The 24,115-nt window shown below is 37.7% G+C and carries 19 protein-coding genes; all 19 read right to left on the bottom strand.

From position 1 onward, the window contains the following. Positions 1 to 91: 91 nt before the first annotated feature. The 19 genes from ACFSQJ_RS16175 to ACFSQJ_RS16085 all read right to left on the bottom strand — a co-directional run bounded on the left by ACFSQJ_RS16175 (position 92) and on the right by ACFSQJ_RS16085 (position 24,115). A complete protein-coding gene (locus ACFSQJ_RS16175; protein ID WP_377768003.1) occupies positions 92 to 1,204 on the bottom strand; it encodes an efflux RND transporter periplasmic adaptor subunit in 1,113 nt (370 codons plus the stop codon). A 79-nt stretch (positions 1,205 to 1,283) separates the two neighbouring features. After that, a complete protein-coding gene (locus ACFSQJ_RS16170) occupies positions 1,284 to 2,543 on the bottom strand; it encodes an ABC transporter permease (protein WP_377768002.1) in 1,260 nt (419 codons plus the stop codon). 4 nt (positions 2,544 to 2,547) lie between these two features. After that, a complete protein-coding gene (locus tag ACFSQJ_RS16165) occupies positions 2,548 to 3,798 on the bottom strand; it encodes an ABC transporter permease (RefSeq protein ID WP_377768001.1) in 1,251 nt (416 codons plus the stop codon). Positions 3,799 to 3,891: 93 nt separating this feature from the next. Further along, complete coding sequence (locus ACFSQJ_RS16160; RefSeq protein ID WP_377768000.1) at positions 3,892 to 4,122, bottom strand: hypothetical protein; 231 nt, start codon at positions 4,120 to 4,122, stop codon at positions 3,892 to 3,894. Next, positions 4,119 to 4,652 (bottom strand): DUF420 domain-containing protein, encoded by a 534-nt coding sequence (locus ACFSQJ_RS16155; protein WP_377767999.1) that lies wholly within the window; start codon positions 4,650 to 4,652, stop codon positions 4,119 to 4,121. The genes ACFSQJ_RS16160 and ACFSQJ_RS16155 overlap by 4 nt, the downstream gene beginning before the upstream one ends. After that, entirely contained in the window at positions 4,653 to 5,396 is a 744-nt protein-coding gene (locus ACFSQJ_RS16150) for an SCO family protein (RefSeq protein ID WP_377767998.1), read from the bottom strand. After that, the gene (locus ACFSQJ_RS16145) at positions 5,377 to 6,009 is read right to left on the bottom strand and encodes a hypothetical protein (RefSeq protein WP_377767997.1); all 633 of its coding nucleotides are present in this window, start codon (positions 6,007 to 6,009) and stop codon (positions 5,377 to 5,379) included. The genes ACFSQJ_RS16150 and ACFSQJ_RS16145 overlap by 20 nt, the downstream gene beginning before the upstream one ends. A 146-nt stretch (positions 6,010 to 6,155) precedes the next feature. Continuing rightward, on the bottom strand, positions 6,156 to 6,539 hold the full coding sequence (locus ACFSQJ_RS16140; RefSeq protein ID WP_377767996.1) for a cytochrome C oxidase subunit IV family protein: 384 nt from the start codon (positions 6,537 to 6,539) through the stop codon (positions 6,156 to 6,158). A 51-nt stretch (positions 6,540 to 6,590) separates the two neighbouring features. Beyond that, positions 6,591 to 7,568, bottom strand: coding sequence for a cytochrome c oxidase subunit 3 (locus tag ACFSQJ_RS16135; protein WP_377767995.1), 978 nt, complete (start codon positions 7,566 to 7,568; stop codon positions 6,591 to 6,593). 92 nt (positions 7,569 to 7,660) lie between these two features. Next, on the bottom strand, positions 7,661 to 8,242 hold the full coding sequence (locus ACFSQJ_RS16130; RefSeq protein WP_377767994.1) for a cytochrome c oxidase subunit 3: 582 nt from the start codon (positions 8,240 to 8,242) through the stop codon (positions 7,661 to 7,663). Positions 8,243 to 8,251: 9 nt separating this feature from the next. Beyond that, positions 8,252 to 9,151, bottom strand: coding sequence for a heme o synthase (cyoE, locus tag ACFSQJ_RS16125; protein WP_377767993.1), 900 nt, complete (start codon positions 9,149 to 9,151; stop codon positions 8,252 to 8,254). Between the two features lie 127 nt (positions 9,152 to 9,278). Then, positions 9,279 to 9,983 carry an energy transducer TonB gene (locus ACFSQJ_RS16120; protein WP_377767992.1) on the bottom strand — a complete coding sequence of 235 codons (705 nt, stop codon included), beginning with the start codon at positions 9,981 to 9,983 and terminating at the stop codon, positions 9,279 to 9,281. Positions 9,984 to 10,047: 64 nt separating this feature from the next. Further along, entirely contained in the window at positions 10,048 to 10,443 is a 396-nt protein-coding gene (locus tag ACFSQJ_RS16115; protein WP_377767991.1) for a VanZ family protein, read from the bottom strand. Continuing rightward, on the bottom strand, positions 10,436 to 10,816 hold the full coding sequence (gene gcvH, locus ACFSQJ_RS16110) for a glycine cleavage system protein GcvH (RefSeq protein WP_377767990.1): 381 nt from the start codon (positions 10,814 to 10,816) through the stop codon (positions 10,436 to 10,438). The genes ACFSQJ_RS16115 and gcvH overlap by 8 nt, the downstream gene beginning before the upstream one ends. Positions 10,817 to 10,908: 92 nt before the next feature. Continuing rightward, positions 10,909 to 18,069, bottom strand: coding sequence for a T9SS outer membrane translocon Sov/SprA (sov, locus tag ACFSQJ_RS16105; protein ID WP_377767989.1), 7,161 nt, complete (start codon positions 18,067 to 18,069; stop codon positions 10,909 to 10,911). A 5-nt stretch (positions 18,070 to 18,074) separates the two neighbouring features. Then, a complete protein-coding gene (gene ruvA / locus ACFSQJ_RS16100) occupies positions 18,075 to 18,656 on the bottom strand; it encodes a Holliday junction branch migration protein RuvA (RefSeq protein WP_377767988.1) in 582 nt (193 codons plus the stop codon). Positions 18,657 to 18,684: 28 nt separating this feature from the next. Further along, a complete protein-coding gene (locus ACFSQJ_RS16095; protein ID WP_377767987.1) occupies positions 18,685 to 20,979 on the bottom strand; it encodes an NADP-dependent malic enzyme in 2,295 nt (764 codons plus the stop codon). A gap of 38 nt (positions 20,980 to 21,017) precedes the next feature. Beyond that, positions 21,018 to 22,883 carry a trehalase family glycosidase gene (locus ACFSQJ_RS16090; protein ID WP_377767986.1) on the bottom strand — a complete coding sequence of 622 codons (1,866 nt, stop codon included), beginning with the start codon at positions 22,881 to 22,883 and terminating at the stop codon, positions 21,018 to 21,020. Continuing rightward, complete coding sequence (locus tag ACFSQJ_RS16085) at positions 22,880 to 24,115, bottom strand: MFS transporter (protein ID WP_377767985.1); 1,236 nt, start codon at positions 24,113 to 24,115, stop codon at positions 22,880 to 22,882. The genes ACFSQJ_RS16090 and ACFSQJ_RS16085 overlap by 4 nt, the downstream gene beginning before the upstream one ends.

The following is a 24,115-nucleotide window of genomic DNA, read 5'->3' as shown; positions in this document are numbered from 1 at the left end:
GTTAGCTATACAGAACTTTGCAATCCTGTGTCAATAGGACTTACAAGTTGTAGATTTGTTACAAGAAATATTAAAAAGTTTTGTTAAAAGGTTAGTCGTTCTCCTCTTCAGACTCGATTCCGTTCCAAACCTTAATTTTATCTTCAATTGAAATACCAGATTTGACCTCTACGTTAATACCGTCACTAATACCCAGCTCGATATCTTTACGCGCAAATTGCTGATTTCCGGTTTCAATTTCCACGAAAGGTTTTTTTGTCTCCTCATCGAACTGCACCAGGGCTTCTTTGATAGCCAAAACACTATCTACTCTGGCCAAAATAATAGATGCATTGGCACTCAAGCCAGCTCTAATAAATGTAGTATCCTGTTTTTTAAGTGTTCCTTTAATTTCAAATTGAATGGCGCCGTTTTCTTCTTTACCTTTAGGCGCAATATAATCCAATACCGCATTGAAAACTTTATTTTCAATTGCACCCACAGTTATTTCGAGAGGAAGATTCTCTTTAATTTTTCCTACTTCCGATTCATCAACTTTACCCTCAAAAATCATTTTTTCGACGTCGGCAATGGCGGCGATCGTAGTACCTTCGTTAAAATTGTTACTTTCGATGACCTGATTACCTACTTCTACAGGCACCTCTAACACCATTCCGCTTACAGTAGATTTTATCAATGTATTGGCCGAATTGCCAAAACCACGAGTAGTACCCGTATTTACAATGTCAAAACGCTTATTTGCCGCGCTATAGGCCTGTTTTGCTTGATCATAAGTGACTTGCGCCCTATCTAAATCCGCTTGAGAAATTACTCCTTTATTAAAAATGGAGAGCTGCCGATCATAATTACGCTTTTGATCGGCTAAGTTGATTTTTGCATCTTCTATAGCATTGCGTGCATCAATCAAAGCATTCAAATTTGGCACAACCTTTATTTTCGCCAACAGATCGCCAGACTTCACATAATCACCACCTTCAACATACACTTCTTCAATAACACCAGAAATATTTGGTTTGATCAATACTTCCTCTAAAGGCAAAATACTTCCTGTAGCTACGGTTTTCTTTATAATATTTTGTTTTTCTGCCTGTTCCGTCTCATATACAACAGGGTCTTCAGCGTTCTTTTGATACAAATAATACATGGCTCCTCCAAAACCTAGAACAATAATTAAAAGGATGATAATGGTTACTGATTTTTTCATTTTTGATTGATTTATTTATTCGGAATTTACACTCCAAGATTTTCAATTTGAAAATCTCTTAATTAGCTATCTTCTATTTTTATTCTGTTCTTAATGCGTCTATAGGTCTTACTTTTATGGCACTCTGAGCTGGTATAAAGCCAGCAAATAAGCCCGAAACAACTAGTATTATTAAGGCCATTGCAACTACACCAACACTTACATTTGGATTTAAAAACATGTCTACCGGGCCTACACTATCCAAAAGGGCGTTAATACCATAGATAAACAAAGACCCCGTTATAATACCTGTCATGCCAGAGATTATAGTTAGAAATATAGACTCCATAAGAATCTGTTTTTTTATAGACCATGGTGCTTCACCAAGTGCTCTTCTTATACCTATTTCCTTTGTCCGCTCCTTAACCACTATAAGCATGATATTACTAATACCTATAACTCCCGAGATTAAAACTAATGTTCCAACGATAATAGCTATCCATCGCATTGCGGAAAAAAGAGTTTCTACCCTATTATACTGTCTAAATAAATCAAAAAAGCCAATAGCCCTTTCATCATCAGGGTGTACCTTTCGACTTTTTTTGACGGTATTTATTATTTTATCCGTTAGGTTACTTATTGATTTTCCATCCTTTGCGGTCAAGGCCATCCACCCTACATTATCGGCTCTGTTAAAAGCCTGGGAAAACGATGTAAATGGAGCATAGATCTGCCGCTCACTATCTTGGTTACTACCATTACTTGTTTTTTCCTTATAAGTGCCAACGACCATAAAATTTACGCCGCTAATCTTAAGATAAGTACCTAAAACCTCCTCGTCTTCTTTATATAAGTCTTTTCTTATTCCATCTCCAATAACAACCACCTTACGCTTTTCTTTTATGTCGTTATAATTTATAAAGCGTCCTTTGGCGACATACATGGGGTTTTGCAGAATTATTTCAGGGTAATCTCCAAAAATTCTGTAGGATCCGGTTTCCGTGCCGTAAACCACATTATCTACACCGCTTGGCCCTCGTTGGGCATTTCTAGGCGAAATGATTTTGAGCTCGGGGACATTCTGCCGCAATAGTTCTACGTCTTCAAGTTTAAAATTGAACCTTCTCCCCTCAGGTAGGCCTTGATATGCCATTGTGGTATTCTGTGTCCACATAAACATCGTATTTGTGGCCACCCCGTTAAAGTCTTGCTTAATGCCATTCTCCAGACCTTTACCTGCAGCAAGAAGTATAATCAAAATAAGAATGCCCCAAAAGACACCAAAAGCCGTAAGTATCGTTCTGAACCAATTACTAGTCAGCACTTCAATAATTTCTTTCCAACGATCTTTATTAAACATAATGCTATTCGTCTCTTAATGCTTCAATGGTATGTACTCTAGCTGCATGCCAAGCAGGAAAAAAACCCGCAATTGCACCTGCAACTACCAAAACAATCACCGTTGAAAAGGCAACTGTAAAATTCACCGATGGGTTAACCACATAATCTATTTCTACATTAGGGCCCACTACTTCTAAAATGGCCATGCTAAAAATTAGTCCTGAAAACCCCGAAATAGCAGTAACAAAAACAGATTCTTGTAAAATCATGGCTACAATTCCCCATGGCTTGGCACCTAAAGCTTTTCTAATGCCTATTTCCCTCGTCCGTTCTTTAACTACGATCAACATAATGTTACTTACCCCAACTACCCCGGCAATTATGGTACAGACTCCCACAAACCAGAAGAAAAACTTAATGTTACCTGTGAGTCCGTAATAGCGTTTTGCCTCTTCAATAGGGTTCCATACGCGGATTGCCCTATCATCTTCGGGAGATACTCCATGGTATTCGTTCAGGTAGGTTTTCATTTCTTTAATGAATCTATCTGTATTTGCGACAGTTGCATTGAGCGATCCCTGATCGGGCAATAGATAATTTAAGTTATTCAGCTTATCGCTGCCATTAAAAGCAAGTTGAGCAGTGGTGATAGGAATAAATATTCTTTCCTCTTCTCCCTCATCATCACCGTACTCACCGAAAACACCAACAATTTTAAATCCTGCTCCAGAAATGGTCAAATACTCTCCAAGCGGAGAATCTACATGGGCAAAGACTTCTCTTCTAATCTTATTACTGATAACAGCTACCTTGGCATTATTTTCTACATCTGCCTGGTTTATATATCGCCCTTCTGATAAGTATTCATTTTCAATGGGCTGTAAGTCGCCGGTCGTACCAGCCACATTATAGACCAAAAGGTCATTATTATAGACCACTTTTACTCCTCTAGGAAAGTATAGTACAGAACCACTGTCATATTCATCACCCATTTGATTTTCAATGACATCAAAATTTTCATTTCTTAGCTGAATTCTTCTACCCGGATTAAGACCTTTATATTCAATTGTAGTTCTATTGGGCCATACCCAGATACTGGTTGCGGCATCGCCTTTAAATTCGGCCTCAATACCATTTTGCATGCCTTGCCCAAAACCTAATAAAATAACTAGAATAAAAATACCTGAAGCAACAGATAGACCAGTGAGGAAGGTTCGCAATTTGTTCTTGCGAATAGTGTCAAATATCTCTTGCCATCTCTCGATGTCAAACATTGGGTTGGTTTTTTGATGATTGATGAATACGTTACCGTACCCTAATAAGACTGAAGTTAGCCTTATTTGTTACACTTTTTTGTAAAAAAAATGTTAAACCGCTGTACTTCTGGTTTTTAACTTGCGATAAATAAAGAAAAATAACCCCGCAACCAAGATATAAGGAATGGCCATCAGGTATACAATGCCATTATTAATACCCTCTGCTTGGCTATTATCGGCTTCACTTTCTAAGGCCGCCCGACACATGGCGCACTGTGCCTCAACCATTTCTGGAAAAAGCATCAAAACCAATATTAATACTATTATTATCTTTTTTTTCATTGGTAGTAAGGTGATATCATCAAATAAACTATTACCCCGGTAACAGCCACATACAACCATATTGGAAAAGTAAATCTTGCCCACTTTTTGTGGGCCACAAAATCTTTAAAAAAGTATGACTTACTGTAAGTGATTAAAACTAATGGTATTATAATTATAGAAAGTGCGATATGCGATATTAAAATAAAAAAATAAAAATACCTGCTTATGCCTTCACCACCGTACGAGGTTGATTCCGATGTCATATGGTATGCCACATACATACCCAAAAAGGCCACCGAAAACAAAATACAGGTGGTCATAAGGTTTTGATGTAATTTTTGATTTCCTTCTTTTATTGCTATAACTGCTGCAATTAGAAATAATGCTGTTAGCCCATTAATTGTAGCATAAATAGGTGGTAAAAAACGGAGTGGCTCAGCATTTGGTATTTTATACCCAAAAAGAACAGCCACAACCAAGGGTATGGCTATCGACAAAATAGTTATCCAAACCCTTATTTTTTTCTCATTTACTTTCTGTGTCTTCACTTATTCGGCCAATAAATTTTTAATATCTTCTTTTAATGAAGTAATCTGCTGTACCTCTCCCTCATCATTGACTCCTTGCTTTTCTGTTATAGTACCTCGGTAATAAATAATCGGATTACCAAAACGATCATTTCTCGAACGGATATACCCCTCTTTGTCGACCAAAGCAAATGCGCCAGAGTGCTCAAACCCGCCAGGAGCTTCATTCTCTTCATTCGCCATAATGTAAAAGCCTTTATTGGCCAGATCATAGATTTCGCTCTGCTCGCCGGTCATTAAATGCCAATCAGGATTCGAAATCCCATGTTTCACGGCATACTTTTTTAAAACGGTCGGCGTATCGTACCTTGGGTTTATGGTAAACGATGCTACCCCAAAATCTGCTTCATTCTCAAAGGTTTCCTGTAGCGTCACCAAATTTTGCGTCATGATAGGGCAAATGGTCGGGCAGGTGGTAAAGAAAAATTCAACAACATAAACCTTACCCAGATAATCCTTATTGGAAATCAAAACACTGTCTTGATTTAAAAAAGAAAAGTTGGGGACCTTGCGCTTTTTACCATTATTCATGATATAAGACAAATCGCTTATGGTATTTGCATTTGCCAGCCTATCATTAACCACTACAGAATCGCTTTTCAAACGGTCAACAATTCTTGGGATAAAAATTATACCAAATACAAGTATCACTAAAGAGACCCATACATAGGTGTATTTTTTATTATTATTTGCTCCTGTCGGCATTGTTCTTTTTTAAGGCTAGTCTATATTCAGCAAGAATGATTTTTACATCATCCTCCATCTTATTGTTCAATTCCGCTACAGATATCGTGTTAAAACCGTACTTCACTTTCTCGTCTTCGTCATCATCTCTTCCTCTCAAGCTCAATTTTTTATCTATAATAAATACATTAGGGTTCCCAAGGTTTTTATCAAGTGACAAATCAGTTTTTAAACCATCAAAAAGGTTCTTTATCTCTTCAGGTTTTACAAATACAAAATTCCATTTTTTCGCATCTGCCAGTTGCCCTAATTCTTCTTTTAGATCTACAACTTCTTTTTCAACCCCGATAGGGGCAACCATTATCATTTGAAAATCATTAAACTCGTGAAAACGTTTGTAAATTTTTTGATTTAGATTAAATAAATTCCCTTTAACGCGATTAACATCGTTACCTACAAAACCCAAGATGGTGATTTTATCTTCAAAAGTATAATTTTTGGATATGGTGGAAATATCAGAGACTTTTTCCGTTAGTACCGGTAACCTTCCAAAGTTATTGACTCCTGAGGCAAAAAAGAGATACGCCACTAACGGGAGTATAAATAACACTACTAAAACAAAGACTTTTTTCATAAAACATCGAATTGAATTATTTTATGTTTTCACAAAATAAATTCAATAAAAATAAGCAGATACCAAAACAAGTTTGGCATAAACAAAAATAAAAAAGACGGCTTTAAAAACCGTCTTTTTAACTATACTTTATCTAGTTCAGCATACTAAAAATCCCAAGCCATAAAGCCATTCTTGAATACATCATAAATATACGTTGCTTCAAAAAGTAATATGGTAATTAAATACACTACCAAGAATATCGGCGTCCAAACAATAGCTCTTCTTAAAGAACTTTTTTCATCTCTAAGGTGCATAAAATCCCAAGCGATATAATACGCTTTAACTAAAGTCAGGATTATGAAAATCCAGTTTAGCAATTTCATTTCCAAGAAAGAAGTCTTGATTAAAAATTCAGGCTTTATGATACCTAAAACAACTTCAATCGTAGTTACCAGCGTTAGAAAAGCCAAAACACCCCAAATCTTCTGAGTGTTCGATTTAAACTTCCAAAGACCTCTAAAAATTTCTAATTTATGTTCGTGCGCCATATCGCGTAAGCTTTATTATAAGTTCCTATTTCTGAAGGATTGACAATTAAATTATACCAAATAAAAGAATGTAAATACAAATACCCACACTAAATCTACAAAGTGCCAGTACAAACCAACTTTTTCAACCATCTCATAGTGCCCTCTCTTTTCGTAGGTACCAAGAATTACATTAAAAAAGATAATGATATTGATAACTACACCCGAAAAAACGTGGAAACCGTGAAAACCAGTAATGAAAAAGAAAAAGTCTGCAAATAATCGACTACCATATTCATTTCTAACAAGATTTGCACCCTCAACAACACGCACAGCGTCGGTAAGTTTTAAAAGAGACTCCTCCCTATTTAAAAGTGTCTTCTCACCCTCTTCATTGATCTTTTCAGTTCTTATTAGAATATTCGGGTTGGCTTTAAACCCGGTAATTACCTCATTCAATGAAAGCGAAGTCAAAGATGCCTCATCAGCATTAAACCACACACCTTTATCTCTTGTATTGGCCACTCTATCTTCTTCTAAGATAACGGCAAAGTCGGCAATAGCAGCACGTTCACCGGTATCGGCTTTTACAAATTGCAATACGCGACCACCTTTGGTTTCTAAAGCTCCAAAATCGCCTTTGATAAAGGTTGCCCATTCCCATGCCTGTGAACCAACGAAAATAGCACCCCCGATAATGGTCAAAAACATATATATGATAACCTTCTTCTGCTTCATATGGTGACCAGCGTCAACAGCCAAAACCATTGTCACAGATGACATAATTAAAATAAACGTCATAAAGGCCACATAAATCATCGGATAGTTGCCATGAAAAAACGGAACGTGCGTGAATACCTCATCGGCTATGGGCCAAGTCTCAATAAATTTAAATCTTGAAAATCCATAAGCTACCAAGAAACCCGAAAAGGTCAATGCATCGGAAACGATGAAAAACCACATCATCATTTTACCATAACTAGCTCCTAGGGGTTTGTTACCACCTCCCCAAACGTTTTCTTCAGTACCGGTCGTTGCCGTTGTATCCATAAAAAAGGCGTTTTAATAAAACTTTAGCAAATTTACATCTTTTGCGCTATTGGAAAAAGATATTCTGGGTTGAAAACTTTTTCAAAAGCGATTTATTTTACAAAAAACATAAATACGATTAAATAGACCCATAAAATATCTAGAAAATGCCAAAATGTTGCTCCTAATTCTAGCCCCAACATATTTTCTGGCGTATATTTTTTTCTTAATTGCTGGGTTATCACTACTAACAATGAAATTAGTCCTGCAACTACATGCAGTATGTGTACAAATGCGATAAGAAACACATATGACATTTTTATATTACTTGTAGGCCCCGTGAAATAGTAACCGCTCTCTAACATCTGAGAGAACCCAACGAATTGAAGCACTATAAAGCTTATTCCTAAAACCAGCGTAATCAACAAAAAGTTGGTCACTTGTTTTTGATAGTTCTTTTTTGCGGCTCTTTTTGCCAGAATATAGGTGATACTGCTAATAATTATCAATACCGTGCTGATAAAGAAAGCCTGCGGTAGTTCTATATTATCTAACCAATCTTCACGCTTACTACTTACTATGTAAGCACTGGTCCAACCAGCAAAGGCCATAACCAGGCTAATAATGCCAAACCAGAGCATCATTTTTTTTGACCTCTCATGCTTTTCCTTAGCCGTACCTTGTGTTAAATCCATACCTAAACCTTAAATAAATTTATCAATTACGTATACAATCTGCATTAATGTAATATAGCTGACGCTTGCCAACATTAAACTTCTTGCAGTTTTGTTATCTCTTTTTTCATATAATTTAAAGGCAAAAATGAGCATTACAACACCCATTACGAATACAATTACTGCCGCTGGGATAGAAAGATGAAGCCTACCCGTGAACCCAAATACCGGCATGATGGAAATTACTATCATCCAAATCGTGTATAAAATAATTTGTAATACCGTACCCGTATCTTTTTTGCCAGTGGGCAACATTTTAAATCCTCCTTTTTTGTAATCCTCGTCCAACATCCAACCTAGTGCCCAAAAATGGGGAAACTGCCAGAAAAACTGAATCATGAACAATGTACCAGGTTCTATACCGAAATCGTCAGTCGCTGCTACCCAACCCAACATAAATGGTATTGCCCCAGGTATTGCACCAACAAAGACCGCCAACGGTGTTTTCGTTTTAAGCGGCGTATAAACACTGGTATATAAAAAGATGGAAATTGCACCGAACATTGCCGTTTTAGGGCTAAGAATATAAAGCGCCACAATACCCAAAACAGTAAGTATTACTGCCGTTGTCATAGCGCTGGATACAGACATTCTTCCTGAAGGAATAGGTCTATTCTGAGTTCGCTTCATCAACGCATCCAAATCTCGCTCTATCACTTGATTAAAGGCGTTAGAGGCACCTACCATACAATACCCCCCAAAGGCCAAAAGCAAAATAGCGGACCATTGTAACTCATATGCCCCTAGAAAGTATCCTGCTATTGAGGAGAAGACAACACTTACAGCCAATCGCACCTTTGTGATTTCTTTAAAATCAGAAAGAACTGAGGAAAAACCAGAATTGATAAGAGTGCCTGTAGCAGACTTCATTCGCAAACGCTATTGGCCTGCAAAGATACTGCCGAGCATGTTCTTTTGCAACGAATTCGCTGGATTTATAGCAATAAAAAAGGCTCGGAAAACCGAGCCTTTTTTTATGTATTGAAAGCATATCCGCTTACTGTAATTTAAAGTTTATAGGAATACTAAATGGTACTTTTACCGCCCTACCCCTTTGCTTACCAGGAGTCATTTTAGGAAGTTTTTTAATAATACGCAACGCTTCAGCCTCCAAATTTTTATCCGGACCACGCATTCTGATATTACCGATACTACCGTCTTTCTGAATAACAAAAACTACACTAACACGACCCTGCACACCCATTTCTTGAGCAATTTCAGGGTAACGGAAATTTTTACGTATGTGCTTGTTCATTTGCTCTTGAAAACACGCCTTTTTATTACTTGCCTTTTCGCAACCGGGAAAAACAGGTACATCTTCAATAACAGCAAAAGGAACCGAAATGTCTTCATCTACCTCTTCCATCTCAACATCCTCAACTTCCATTACTTCTTCTTCTTGGCTGGTCTCAGTAGATTCTATAACCGTTTCTTCTACCTCTTCTTCATCTTCTACAACCTCGATTACCTCTGGAGCAGCTGGCGGAGGCGGTGGTGGAGGCGTTTTAATCTGCTCCGTCATCGGCACCTCTTCATCTAGCTGATCTTCTACATTAAGGCTGATGTCATAACCACCATCATCGTCATAGTTCTTATACTCTAAAGCTCCATAAACCAATGCCATAACCGCAGCTAGTCCTATTACGAAATAAAGACTGCTATTTCTACCTACATCAGCTTTTGGATTCTTTTTTGGTTCCATATTAATTTGATTTTAGTGTTTGCTAATTTAAATATTAATTCGATAAAATGACAATTATAATGAGTCATTTTAACTTCTCACTGAGTGAAAAATACTTTTTAATGAGTAAACAGCCAAAAATTGCACCACCAACATTGGCTAATACATCTGAAATTTCTGCTACTCTACCAAAAGGCATCATATATTGCAAAGCTTCAATTAGCAGCCCATAAACAATAGCTGCTATTACTATTTTAAGTAATGCTTGCTGCTCGTTAAAAAGACCTTTGGCACGTTCCTTCATAAAAAGATACCCCAATACCACAAAACCGAGGTGAAAGACAAAATGGGTGATTTTATCCATATGAGGCATTCCAATACCGATTGCATTATCAAAACCTGAAAAAGAAAATAAGCTGAGTGATGTTATTAACACCACCCAGCTTAAAAACAAAGTTGTAAATAAATGCTTTTTATGCACCTACTAATTCTTTATAATCGGCATCACTTAACAATTCGGCTACCTGGGAAGAATCACTAATCTTAATCTTAATCATCCAACCATCGCCATAAGGATCTGAGTTCACTTTTTCTGGCTCATCTTCCAAAGACTCATTGAATTCTATAATTTCACCAGTAAGTGGCAAAAACAAATCAGAAACTGTCTTTACTGCCTCTACCGTGCCAAAAACCTCATCTTTATCTAGAGTTTCATCTAAAGTTTCTACTTCTACATAAACAATGTCACCAAGTTCTCCTTGGGCAAAGTCGGTAATACCAACAGTTGCAACATCACCATCAATCTTAACCCATTCGTGGTCTTTTGTGTACTTTAATTCGGAAGGAATATTCATTTGAATGCTATTTTGATATGCAAACAAATGTATAAGAATAAATACGAGTTTTCAAAAGAAATCTCAACTAGATCATAGCTACTAAAAACAAGTTAGTTGCCGAAGTTGTATCTAAGTGTAAATCCTGTATTTATGGTAGTTTGCGGGAAAGCCGTGGAAACCGCGAACTTAGAGAAAGAATGATCATAAAAGAACAAGGCGTTCAAGTTCTTGCTTAGCGCATAATCAGCCGTGAACTTTATGGACCATAAATTTTGACCCGAGGTGATTTGATTATTATCGATATCCAAATTCCTGATAATTGTAATATTATCACGAAGTGATAAATCTGCCTTTAAATTTAAATCGCCTTTCAGACGTGTTTTTTGCCCCCCGATATTGGTGACAAATTTTACATCTTTGAAACGATAGCCTAGACCAACAGTGTATTCTTTCCCATTGATTTCAGTCAATAGGTTATTATCAAAACTTAACGACAAGGTTCTATCAGTTCTTACCTCGGCCAAAACACTCAGCGAATTTTTCATTTCAAAATCGACACGCATTAATGGACTAAACTCATCGGTCAATATCACGTTATTAATGATGTTTTCAGGTAAGAAATCTCCGGTTTCAGTATCTATTGCTCCGTTTTGTCGCTCTAAATTTGTTTGAAACGAATTGATGCTATAAGCAGCTCTATAGCCATGACTCAATGAAAAACGTTTGAATTTTTTCTTGAAGCTTTTGAGCTTCATAAGCCCGGTATATTTTATATTCCAATTCGGAATTGGTATCTGCCTAAAAGCGTCTAGGTTTACCCTATTTACATCTTGCCCTGTATATGCCGCAAAAAATGCAGGAAGCAAAACTTCTTGCTGTGTTTTTCCGTACCTTTCTGGAAATCCTTCGGCATCCACATTACCCGTATTCTGGTTTCTATCAGACACCAGCCTATTAGCAACAGTAATTCTGTTAGCTTTAAACTCTTCAAAGGTCTCGGAATCAAACTCATCACTTTTACCAAATGCGGTACCGATCATCATGGTAGAAATACTAAAATTACCGAAGTTATTACCCAACAAGTTTTCATATTCAAACTGCCCGGAGCCTAAATCATTCACCTGAAAGTTTTCTTGATAATTTGTTGTTAAACGTCTATCAGCGGTCAAGTCAATTGTTAAATCTTGGGTCGGTTGGGCCGTTGCAACAATACTTAATTGTTTGTTCGTGTTTTCTAGATACTGCGAATTGAACTCTGGAAAGGTAGTTAACCACCCGTTTCTAGCTGCTTCAAAACGGACATCTCTTTGACTGCCAAAAACAAAACCTAAAGACGGCCTTCTGGTACCAATAAAACCAATGGATTGCGTGTACCCGGGTAGCACTTTACCGTTATTTTCACTGTAGTTGACATTGATACGTTTTACCATAGTCAAGATGTCTACAAGCGTGTTGAAACCTTTGCCCGATTTCTTTTTGGGTTTTTCATCTTGTGCTTTCGAAGATGGATTACCGGCTTTATCAGTTCTTGCCAATGGATTGGCCCTAGCAGGTGCTATTTTACCATCTCGCTTTTTTAAACCGATCATATCGTAAAAACCTTGCATTTGCATGTTCATGATCAGGTTATGGGTATTGGCGTTTTGAACCGTATTAATATCTTCACCGGCCACTTCATTTAAGGCATCACCACCGCGTTGCCAATCGAAATTACTCGTATATGAATATTCAGAATCTATAAAACTTAAGAATGGAATCTTATCAAAAGGTAATTTATAGTTTACCTGCATTTGTTGCGAATGCCTGTTCGGTTCTCCTATATCGAAGAAACCATCCCATAAATCCAAATCTTGGTTAATGCCCGAGTCTGAATCTTCATCGATGTTAAAATAGTTACGAACTATATTGTTATTCGAAGCAGTTAAATTCACCCGCAGCGATTTTGTCAAACTATAGTTTAAAGCATACTGCCAATTAAAAAGGTAATTTCGTTGCTGTAATAAAGGTAGGTCTAATGCATCTACACCGGGTTCTAGAACATCTCTAAAACGTTGCTGATTAAAAGACCGGTTATAATTTGCATTAACCGATACACTTGTTGGCAGTAAATTAAGATTTAGTTCTTTTAACCATTGCCAGTATTTACCTGTAAAGAGTGAATCTTTTTTTGCAAAAGGTGCTACCGGTGCCGGTTTAAAATTATGATTGTAAACAAAGCCCGTAGTCACGTTTTGATCTTGCAAATCGGCAACTTCAAAATCGCGATGATTTGTTTCGTTATACGAATAGTTAAAGGTAAAGTTTTCAATATCATAGAAATTCTCTTCGGCCTCTTCTCCTCTATTTTTTCGAACACCAATTAAATTGATACTCGTTCTTTTTGTATAATCTTCAGCCTGTTCAAGAATAGTTTCTGCCTCTTCCTGAGTTTGGGCGGCTGCAATTCTATCATCTAACTTTAAATCATCGTAAACAGGATCAAATTCAGGTGTGATTAGGGTTTCGGATATCCCATAGTTAAAAGGTATTTGAAGTCCCCATTTTTTAGGGAACAATTGGCCTACATTTACATTGGTAACGACATCATACGACATGGCGTCTTCACGAGCCCTTTCATTGGGCATTTGATCTATGGAACCAAAACCAGAAGTACTGGTACTACCAGTTGCGGTTACATTTGCAAAATCGGCCATATTCGCGTCAATAGCCGCTACGGCTGCCCATCCGCCATTATTATCCAATCCGGCTAAACGCAGTTCGTTGAACCATACTTCACCTCTTGCAGGCAAATCATCATCATTTTTTACCCCGATCATCATACCTCGTATACTTCCCAAAGAAGGGTTTCCACGAATACCAATTCTGTTTCTACCTAAAGTTCTAGGCGCGAATTCACTAACCGGAACCACTTCTCCATCTACAACTTCATAATAGTTAATATCATTTAAAGTTCCATTGGATATACCAAGAGATTTTACTTTGTTCAAATCAGACAAAGCAATATTAAGCTCATTGACCTCTGGCCAGACCGCTTCAGCTGTTCCTGAACCAAAAGGAGTAAACTGTAAGGGTAATTCTATCTGATAAAAATTCTCTGAAAAGTCGGTTCCAATTCTTAGAAACCCTACTAATGGAGTATCGTCATTAGAATAATCGCTATCCACTATTTTTTCAGCATGCATGAACATTTTAATACGCTCATACTGTCGCACATCTATGTTTACATTTTTAAAAACACCTCTCGAATCTTCAGATTCTAAATTTTCGACCACAAAAGATAACGACTGTTCATTTTGATTGATAATCGTGTTGTTATTGTTCAATTGCTCACGAACAACGTCTGGAGGCAATACATAAGGGATTGGGGTCCGCTGCTCATTTTCCTCAATATTTACCGCGTTTACGTCTGTAATCGTACCATCGTCGCCAGGTATATCATCAACACCTGGTTGCAAGGTGTTGGTATAACTACGCCAATCTCCTCTTACCAAATCTAAGGTTGCAAAACGAAGCACCACATCATCGGTAAATCCGGTTAGGTACATTCTCATAAAACTTATGGAACGAAAATCGGTAATTCCGCCTACTGCATTTGTAAAATCGCTTAAAGGAATTTTATATTGAATCCATCTTCTATTTAACTGCGTATTATTAGGAAGTTCAGGGGTTACTCCTTCTCTGATATCCGTAACGTATTGATCATTAATGGTAGTATTAGGTCTAATCTGAATACGATATTCATAATAGCTATTTACGGTGTTCATTGTTAAATCACGATCAATATCCTCTACATCGGGTAAAGTTGTTGAGCCTCTATTGGTATTGGTCACTGCAACAGGAGAATTACCATCAGGGTTATTAAAATCGATATATCTTTCAAGTATACCACCTTCTCTATTTAAATAATACTGAAAATCATCTAAAGCCGGATCTTCTGCCGGACCATTATATATAGCCGCTTCTTCTGCATTGGCCAAACCATCATATCCTAAATCTTGTAAGCTTCGATTCGTCTCGTCAGCATCAAAAGCATAAACTAATGACTGCGTTGCTGGCACTTCACCCCAAGATGTCGGGGCGACCAAATCGTTACTATCTACACCTGGCAACCCATTCTCGTACTGTTTTTTACCATCCTTTAGAATATCTTCTGAAATGTTACCCAAATTCAACACCAATTCACCGGCATTCGTATTTGGGGTGATACCATCAACGTAAGGATCTAAAACCCAAAATTGAACGAATTCTACATTCGACTGCTCAAAATTGGTACTGCTCAAAGAACGCATTAAGCCACCCCATTTTTCATTAGGTTGCTCTGTTTCAAAGCTTGGGTTTGCATTGTAAGGGCCCTTTTGGTTTGGATAATAGGCTATATCCAATGTTCCCTGTACTGTTGTCTGACCCTGGGCAATATTTACCTGAGGAAATACCTCATCAATGAAAACCCTACGTGTAGGGTTTAAAGAAATATCATTATCCGTAACCCCGGCCGGGCGTTGATTGGTATAAAAAATAGGATCAATAGTGTACCAAGCCATTTTAGCTCTACCATAACCATTTAATAAGTTGTTAGGGTCTTCAGGAGTACTTCCTTCCAACTGTCCACCAGGTGCAAACTCCAATGGTGGACTCGCTAATGACCAGCCAAGTGAAGAACGAATATCAATTAAAGCTTGTGCACCTTCAAAATCATCTAAATATGTAGTGGTTTCCCCTTGAAAATCGGCATTCTTGGGTGAGTTAGGCTGTAAAACCGCAACTTCTCCCCTAATCGACAGATTAGACGGAACATCAGTATCGATATTCGGAAGTTTATTAGCCAGTCGCGTCAGAAAGGGAACTTCTGTACTAAAATTACCATTAAGACCAAATATCGTATTGTTTACAGGTTCTACTCCAAAATTTGACTTTTGAGTCAATGGCCGTTCATTAAGATTCAAAAGCGTTCCGCCCAAGACAAAGTTTTCGTTAAACTTGTGCTCTACATTAATGCCTGTAAAACGCCTTGTCTGTTGCCCAAAAACAGCGTTGTTTTCAACTGAAATATTTATCGGTGTATTAGATGCTTCTAAACTCGGGTCTAACAATTGTACCGTGCCGGCCTGATAATTTACGGTATAATCGATACCCTCCTGCAATTGCCGTCCACCGGCAGTAACTCTTACAGACCCCCTTGGAACATTGAATGCGCCGATAGGAATTCCATTATTCCCTTGTGATTTATAGCGTCCTTTTAGTTGAAACCTGTTCTTTTCAGCATCTTGCAATGAAGCTGCCTTAGTTTTCGCATACATGTTTCGAAATACGTAGCGCTGTTGATTCACATTGTAACCTTGATCATTTTCAACATCATATGTACCCCCGCCTAATTGTTCAAATAAGAATTCTCCAAACGGCTCTACCTTGGTAAAGATGATACGACCACTTTGTGTGTCAACTGTAATACCCGGAACGTAATCAAAGAAACCGTCACCCCCTGCCTGAACGTCATTGTAGATATTTAGTCTGTCGAGATTAAAAATATTGATCAGTATTCTATCTTCAAAACCGGCGGGCCAACCAGCATTAGGGTCTACCGGAGTGATATAGTTTCTTGGTGTAGGATCTGAATATAGAATGTTAAGCTTAAAGTCTTCTTGACTTAATTGAAAAGCCCCTGTAGCGTAGATGTTTTTCATCATCAAATCCCATATTGGGTCGTCTACATTGGTAATATTACTTTTTAGCAGCTTTAGTATTAGCGTATTGTTTTCTATTATTGGATTTACACCTCCGGAAACCGTAGTAGCATCTATACCGCCATTGGCAAACTCACCTACTTGAAAAACCTGCCCATTAAAAGTATATTGAAAGGCCACCCCGATTACCTCATCATTGCTCAAGCGTTGATTTAACGAGATATATCCTAACTGTTGATCAAACTGATAATCTCTTCCTTGCTCCAGTTTTCTAGCGTTCTCTAAAATAGCGTAATCAAATCCTTGATTTATGACATACCCAGGAACATTGAATCCTGCATCTACAGTTGCAATATCACGAATCGAATTGGTCAAAGCGCCTCCAGCTCCAATCAATTCAGGGTCAAAATCATTTGCATTGTTCTGTGGGAGACCATTCGCGGAAGAGGCATTAAAAAAGCCCGCAGGAGCTCCACCTTGGTTTCCTATTCTGGTTTGTTCCGACACTGCCTCTCCTAAATCTTGGATAGCGACTACATTTCTTACGTTTAACGTTTGCTGGTTTCTATTGGTTACCCAAACTTCTAATCGTGTAATCTGAACCTGACTTTGAATAAATGGATAGTTAGCAAGGGCACTATCATAATTATCACGAAAGTATTGTGCCAAGAAAAAGTGCTTGTCTTCGTCATAGTCTAAAGCTGTTAGGGCAAACTCATTTAGTGTTCCCCCACCTTGAGCAACTACCGTATTGTTCTGTGAGCGTTGTTCTGAGAAAACTGCTGTTACCGTAGTTCTACCAAATTGTAATTGTGTTTTAACGCCGAATAAACTTTGTGCCCCGGTAATCAAAGAACTGTTCAGGGGCATGTTTACATTACCGATCTCTATCTTTTGAAGTATATCGTCTTCCGTTGGGGTATAATCAAGTTTGACTAGATTTTGAAAATCGAAAGTAGCCTCCGTATCATAATTAGCTGAAACCTGAAGTCGTTCACCAACCTTACCGAGCATACTCAAACTAATGCGTTGGTCAAAATCGAACGAAAGATTTGTTCGGTTTCTAGGGGATAGTGCAGGATTATCATTCTTCTGCCATATCACACCTAAATCCATCGCTACGGAACCTTGGGGAATTACCTCGATTGTATTTCCACCAAAGATTGACTCAAAAAAGTTGTTGTTCACGTAAAAGTTAGGAAGTAGGTTTTTACGTGCTTCTTCAGAACCTTCTTTTCTGCCCGTAAAAGCGTCTATTTTCTCCTTGAAATAAGACTTCATCGATTCTTTACGGACCAATTCAAAATACTGGTCTGGAGTTAAGAATAACGGGTAATTGATATTGTATTCACCAATAGTTTCTTTATACACATAACGATCAATTTTTTCATCGTAGGTATATTTAGAAACTATGCTATCAGGATTTTCTAGGACTAGTTTACCTATTTCAAATCCAGTTTTTACAGAATCCGTTGCCTGTTCGTTGGTATCTTGTGCCATCGCAGTAGTAGCGACACCAAGAAACACAATGCAAAAGAAAAACTGCCTAAATCTTTTAGATTTAAGAAATGATTTTACCCCTATCTTCAAACTACTTACAAATTTTTAAGCGCGGACTTAATAATGCCCTCAACGCTCAGCGAGGAATCTTGAGAAAGTATTCTTTCCACAACTTTTTCAGATTGTCTTCTTGTGTAACCAAGAACCTCTAATGCAGATAACGCTTCTTCTTTCGTTGTATTGTTCGATTGTAGTGAAACTTCATCAATATCGTAGACTTTTAAAATCTTGTCTTTAAGATCCAAAATAACACGCTGTGCTGTCTTGGCTCCAATCCCCTTTATTCCTTGGATTGTAGCTACATCACCACTTGCAATTGCATCCCTAACTTGAGTAGGGTTCAAAGAAGATAACATCGTTCTGGCAGTGCTGGCTCCAATACCCGAAACCAAAAGTAATAATCTAAAAATTTCACGCTCTGCTTTATCCGAAAAGCCAAATAGTGTATGGGAATCTTCTTTTACTTGAAAATGCGTATAGAGTGTAATATTTTCATCACTTGGTAATAATGAAAATGTATGTAAAGAAATATTCAAAAAATAACCTACTCCATTGCATTCAACTACAACGTAAGTTGGGTTTTTCTCTACTAATTTTCCTTTAAGGTGATGTATCATTTTATGGAAGTGAATTTTATATACTAGCCTATTTGCCCATTTTAGCCTTCTTGCGTTTCTCACGCTCTTGGGCGTCAATAACCGCAACCGCAGCCATATTTACCATTTCATCGACACTAGCCCCAAGCTGTAAGATATGCACGGATTTTTTTAATCCAATCATGATGGGCCCAATAGAATCGGAATTGTTTAGCCCTTTCAATAACTTATAGGTAATGTTCGCAGCATCGAGATTCGGAAATATTAAGGTATTTACCTTTCTACCTGCCAGTTTCGAAAATGGAAAATTATTATGGCATAGGTCTTGGCTAAGTGCAAAGTCTGTCTGTATCTCGCCATCTACCACTAAATCAGGATTTTTTTCATGCAGAATTCTCACAGCATCCCTAACTTTTTGGGCTCCTTTATGATTTGAAGAACCAAAATTCGTATATGATAACATGGCCACAACCGGATCAAAACCAAATGTAGAAGCCACGTTTGCCGTCATTTGGGCAATTTCTGCCAATTCTTCTGCATTCGGATCAATATTGATAGACGTGTCTGCCAAAAACATTGGACCTCTTTCTGTTATCATAATATTTACCGTAGATGCTTTGGTTACGCCATTGGCCCTTCCTAAAACTTCAAAAACGGGCTTCAATACTTTTGGATATGCTCTTGAGTAACCTGAAATCATACCATCGGCATCGCCTTCGACCAGCATCATAGCACCAAAATAGTTGCGTTTGCCCATGTTGACCTTTGCACTATATCGGGTTTCTCCCTTACGTTTACGAAGTTGCCAAAGCTTATCGGCATACATGGTTCTGACCGTTTTTGACTCTTCTGATCTTGGGTCGATTATGGTAACATCGGCCTCAAACTCCAGCTCTTTTTTATGTTTATTGATGATATCCTTATCACCTAGAAGAATAGGTATGGCAATGCCTTCTTCATGAACTATTTGCGCAGCTTTCAAAACGTCGAGTAACTCAGCTTCTGCAAAAACAATCCTCTTCGGATTCACCTTGGCCCTATTATGAAGCATACGAACCGTTTTGTTATCATTGCCTGAACGAAGCATCAGTTCTTCTTCATACTTATCCCAATCTGTAATAGGTGCTTTTGCAACCCCACTCTCCATTGCTGCTTTTGCCACCGCAGGAGGAATTTTTGCTATTAATCTTGGATCAAATGGTTTTGGAATTATATAGTTCTTACCAAAAGTAAGTCTCGTCGCATCGTAAGTAATATTAACCTGCTCAGGCACTGGTTCTTTGGTAAGTTCGGCCAAAGCCCTAACCGCAGCCATCTTCATTGCCTCATTTATTTTGGTCGCCCTTACATCTAAAGCCCCACGAAAAATAAAGGGAAAGCCCAAAACATTATTTACCTGATTCGGATGGTCTGAACGCCCCGTCGCCATTAAAATATCATCTCGGGTACTGCATGCCAAATCATATTCAATTTCTGGATCAGGATTTGCCATTGCGAAAACAATAGGGTTCTTGGCCATAGACTTTAACATCTCTGGAGAAACAATATTCGCCATAGACAGACCGATAAAAACATCGGCATCTACCATGGCTTCTTCCAAGGTAGAAATATTTCTATCAGAGGCAAACTCTTCCTTTTGAGAAGAAAGGTTACCTCTATCTTTTCTAATAACACCTTTACTGTCGAGCATTACAATATTCTCGGCCCGAGCACCAAAAGCCTTGTAGAGTCTTGTACAAGAAATTGCCGCGGCCCCCGCGCCACTGACCACAATTCGCACATCTTCCATTTTCTTTTCGGTAAGCTCAAGGGCGTTCAATAATGCAGCAGCAGATATGATTGCCGTACCGTGCTGATCATCATGCATTACGGGAATGTCGAGCTCTTCTTTTAATCTTCGTTCAATTTCAAACGCTTCCGGAGCCTTTATATCCTCTAGATTTATACCTCCAAAAGTCGGCGCTATAATCTTTACCGTTTCAACAAATTTATCTACATCTTCAGTATCGAGTTCTATATCGATTCCATCGATATCAGCAAAGATTTTAAAGAGCAAACTTTTACCTTCCATTACGGGTTTTGAGGCCTCAGGGCCAATATTCCCTAAACCTAGAACAGCAGTACCGTTAGATATGACCGCCACCACATTACCCTTGGCAGTGTATTTATAAACATCTTCCTTGTTCTTACTAATTTCCAAACATGGTTCTGCCACCCCTGGTGAATAGGCCAGTGCTAAATCTCTTTGTGTTGCGTATGGTTTCGTTGGAACAACTTTAATCTTACCAGGCTGTGGTTTTGCATGATAAACTAAAGCTTCTCGGCGTTGTTTCTCTTTACTCATTTCATATACTGATAAGAAACAAAGGTAATTGTATTCGATTAAGTTTTGCTAAAAAGAGTGTCAGGATCTTCTAATTTATCTAAACTAATGATCAAGTTTTTGGGCAATAAACTTAATCCGTATTGATAGGAAGCATTCATCCAACCGAAACCTGAAGTAGTTATGTAGTCAAACTCGGTGCCTACATTGCCATATTCTGCATATACTTTATGCGTACAGGCAACTACATCATATTTTTCAGGAATAGTACCATTATAGTCCACTGCATTTCTGGTTATCATCCACAACCATCTGTATATAAATTCATGCGCTACCTTTTCAAAACCGTAATTTAAAAGCCCTTTCCATATTAACATCTGATGCGGCGCCCAACCATTTGGATAATCCCATTGTTTTTGTTCTTTCCCCATAGCCAGTTTTTCAACCGCTGTCATGGTGGTTGCAAGAATTCCGCCCTTAGCCTTAAAGGCTTTACATAATTTCTTTACTAACAAATCGGCTTGTTCTTTACTACAAGACTGTACCCAAAGCGGATAAAAATTTGTGGCGGATTCAAAATTGGTTCGTTCCCCGGACACTATATTGTAGTCAAAGAAGGTTTTCTTATCAGGGTCCCACAAGAACGAATTCATTAATTTTTTACGCTCTTCAGCTCTTTTCGACCAAAACCCAGCTGTAGTTTTCACCCCTTTACCATCCACCAACTCTCCATTAAAATAAACTGAAATTAAATGGGCAAAATCTGTTTCATATTTATACAAAAGTGAGTTTAGGTCTACGGTATTTAAATCAGCACAACAATCATCTAAACGCCATGAGGTATCATGACCACTTTCACGCAAGCTTCTGTCGTGTATAAAATAGGTATCTAAATCTTTATCCGTTAACTTACCAGAAGCATATTTTTCTTCAAATTCCATTACAGAAAGCTCGTGTTTTTCAGCATACTCAGCTAGTACCTCATCAAAATGCCCAGGTTCGGTTTCTGGCGGAATACCGATACCTTCAGCCAGATATCTGTTCAGCCCGTTAGATGTAAGCCGTTTTTCAGGAAGCATCCAAACCGAATTGTATTCTAAAATTGCAATTTTCAAAACCGAAGAAAGCCAATCTAATCCGATAGAAGTATCCGCTTCATAGACCTCTCTAATAAAAGAACTTAAAAAAGGAGGTTGCGTTCGGGTTAGATAGTAGGAACGATTTGCATTTAAAATCTTGCCGTAATGCTTAATTTGATAACAGAAATTATCAACCATGGCTTTAGCCAAATCCAATCTACCATCTAAAAGAAGTCCAACACCTTCAAAATAACTGTCCCATCCGTACATTTCATTAAATCTTCCACCAGGGACAACAAAGGGAACGCCTTTATCATTTTCTAACTTTAGTGCAAGAATACCCGGTTTTGTATTTATTGATTTTACATATTCTGGTGTAATATTCTTAGGCAGAATTTCAACCTTCACATTTCCTTTTTGCTTTTGAATGTTTTTGAAATAAGCTTTCCCGATTTCATCATCATGAGGAACATATAATCGTTGTATGCCACCAGAGGTCTTATCGTCAGAAAGAATTGCATTAAGGCCTTTTTCATCGATAGTACGCGTTAAATCGTCCCAGAAATAATCTTTGATCATTCTAGGAATTCTAGAAGAAGGAGCTTCTTCAATTTTGTACAATGGGATTATTGCCTCGGACTTCCCCAACTTTTTTTCCAAAGCTAGCTCCTGCAAAAGGTTTGATAAGAAATAGGTTCCTTTCACTTCATAATCCTTTCCATCTTCAGAGCTTACAGTGAAGTTTTTTGGCCCTTTATCCTCCTTGGTGATTTTTTTATCCTTATCGGTATCCTCTTGAAGTAATAATTTGTTTAGGGTTTCTTCTATTGGTAATTTAAATATCATGAATCTACCGCCGTTTGTTTCTTAGAAATTCTATCAATTAATAAAACAAATACTATCAATAAGAACATGGGAATCAATAGAAAATAAAAGGCGTTCGCCCCGCCAATGCTTTCGAACAATTCACCAACAATTCTTGAACCTAAGGTACCCCCTAGAGCGGAAAAAATAATTATTAATCCCGACATTGGAGAGTGAAGACTTTTCTTCAGCGAACTTAACACTGTAGAATTCAACAAAGGATATATCGGTGCGATAAAAAGGCCTATTAGCGGCAAAACGAATCCTAAAATCGGTACATCTCCTAAACTTTTAATCTCAACCAAAGTATCACCATCTACTTTTAATTGCGGTAAAACTGCTAAGAGAATACCACCAGAAATAACAACACAAACAATTACCAAAAACACCCAAGACATTCTTTTGGTCAAGTAGCCGGCTATAAACCTTCCAACGGCGAGTGACAAGGCAAATATTACGGCCATTTGCGTTGCTAATACCTCATCGAACCTAAAAATCTTTTCATTGAATCTAGGCAACCAGGTCATAATACCCTGTTCGATCATCACAAAAAAGAAAGCTGAGGCCAAAAAGACCAACACTAAGGGTACAATGATAAGTTTTAATGATTGTGCCAAGTCTTCTTTTAGATTAGAACCAATAGCATCAACAGTGTATTCAACTTTTGAGAACAAAAGAAAAACAAAGGCCAAGGCAATTATAACCAGTAGTACATAGTAAACATTAAGCCAGGCATTTTCATCGGTTTCGGAATAAAAAGCAGGAAACAAAAAATAGGCAAAAGCAATACCTACCATAAAAAACCCCTCAATAGAACTCATTAGAGAAGAGTGTTCCTTTTTAGAATTGGTTATAATTCCAATTAAAGAGTATACCGATAATTTAATCAACGCAAAACTCACACCAATCGACATAAAAAGGATTTTGGTAGAAAAAAAAGTGTTGCCAAAAATCATAAATAAGCAACCCAAGAAGACAATTACCAGCCCCGTGAGCATGGCTTTTTTATAACCGAAACGTGGTAAAAAAGAAGCTACGATAAATGAAATTATGGCAATAGGCAAATCTTTAAACGCCTCTAAAACTGATGCCTGAGATTCACTTACCCCATAAACATTTATTGATTTTGCAATAACGATACCTACGCTATTCAGTAAAATGGCAAAAACAAAATAGTTCAGAAACAGTGAAATTTTTATACCTGTATTTTTCAT

The sequence above is a fragment of the Croceitalea marina genome, from assembly GCF_042684265.1.
Classification (GTDB): Bacteria; Bacteroidota; Bacteroidia; order Flavobacteriales; family Flavobacteriaceae; genus Croceitalea; species Croceitalea marina.
The sequence above is the reverse complement of the archived record's forward strand: the minus strand, read 5'-3'. Positions and strand labels throughout refer to the sequence as shown.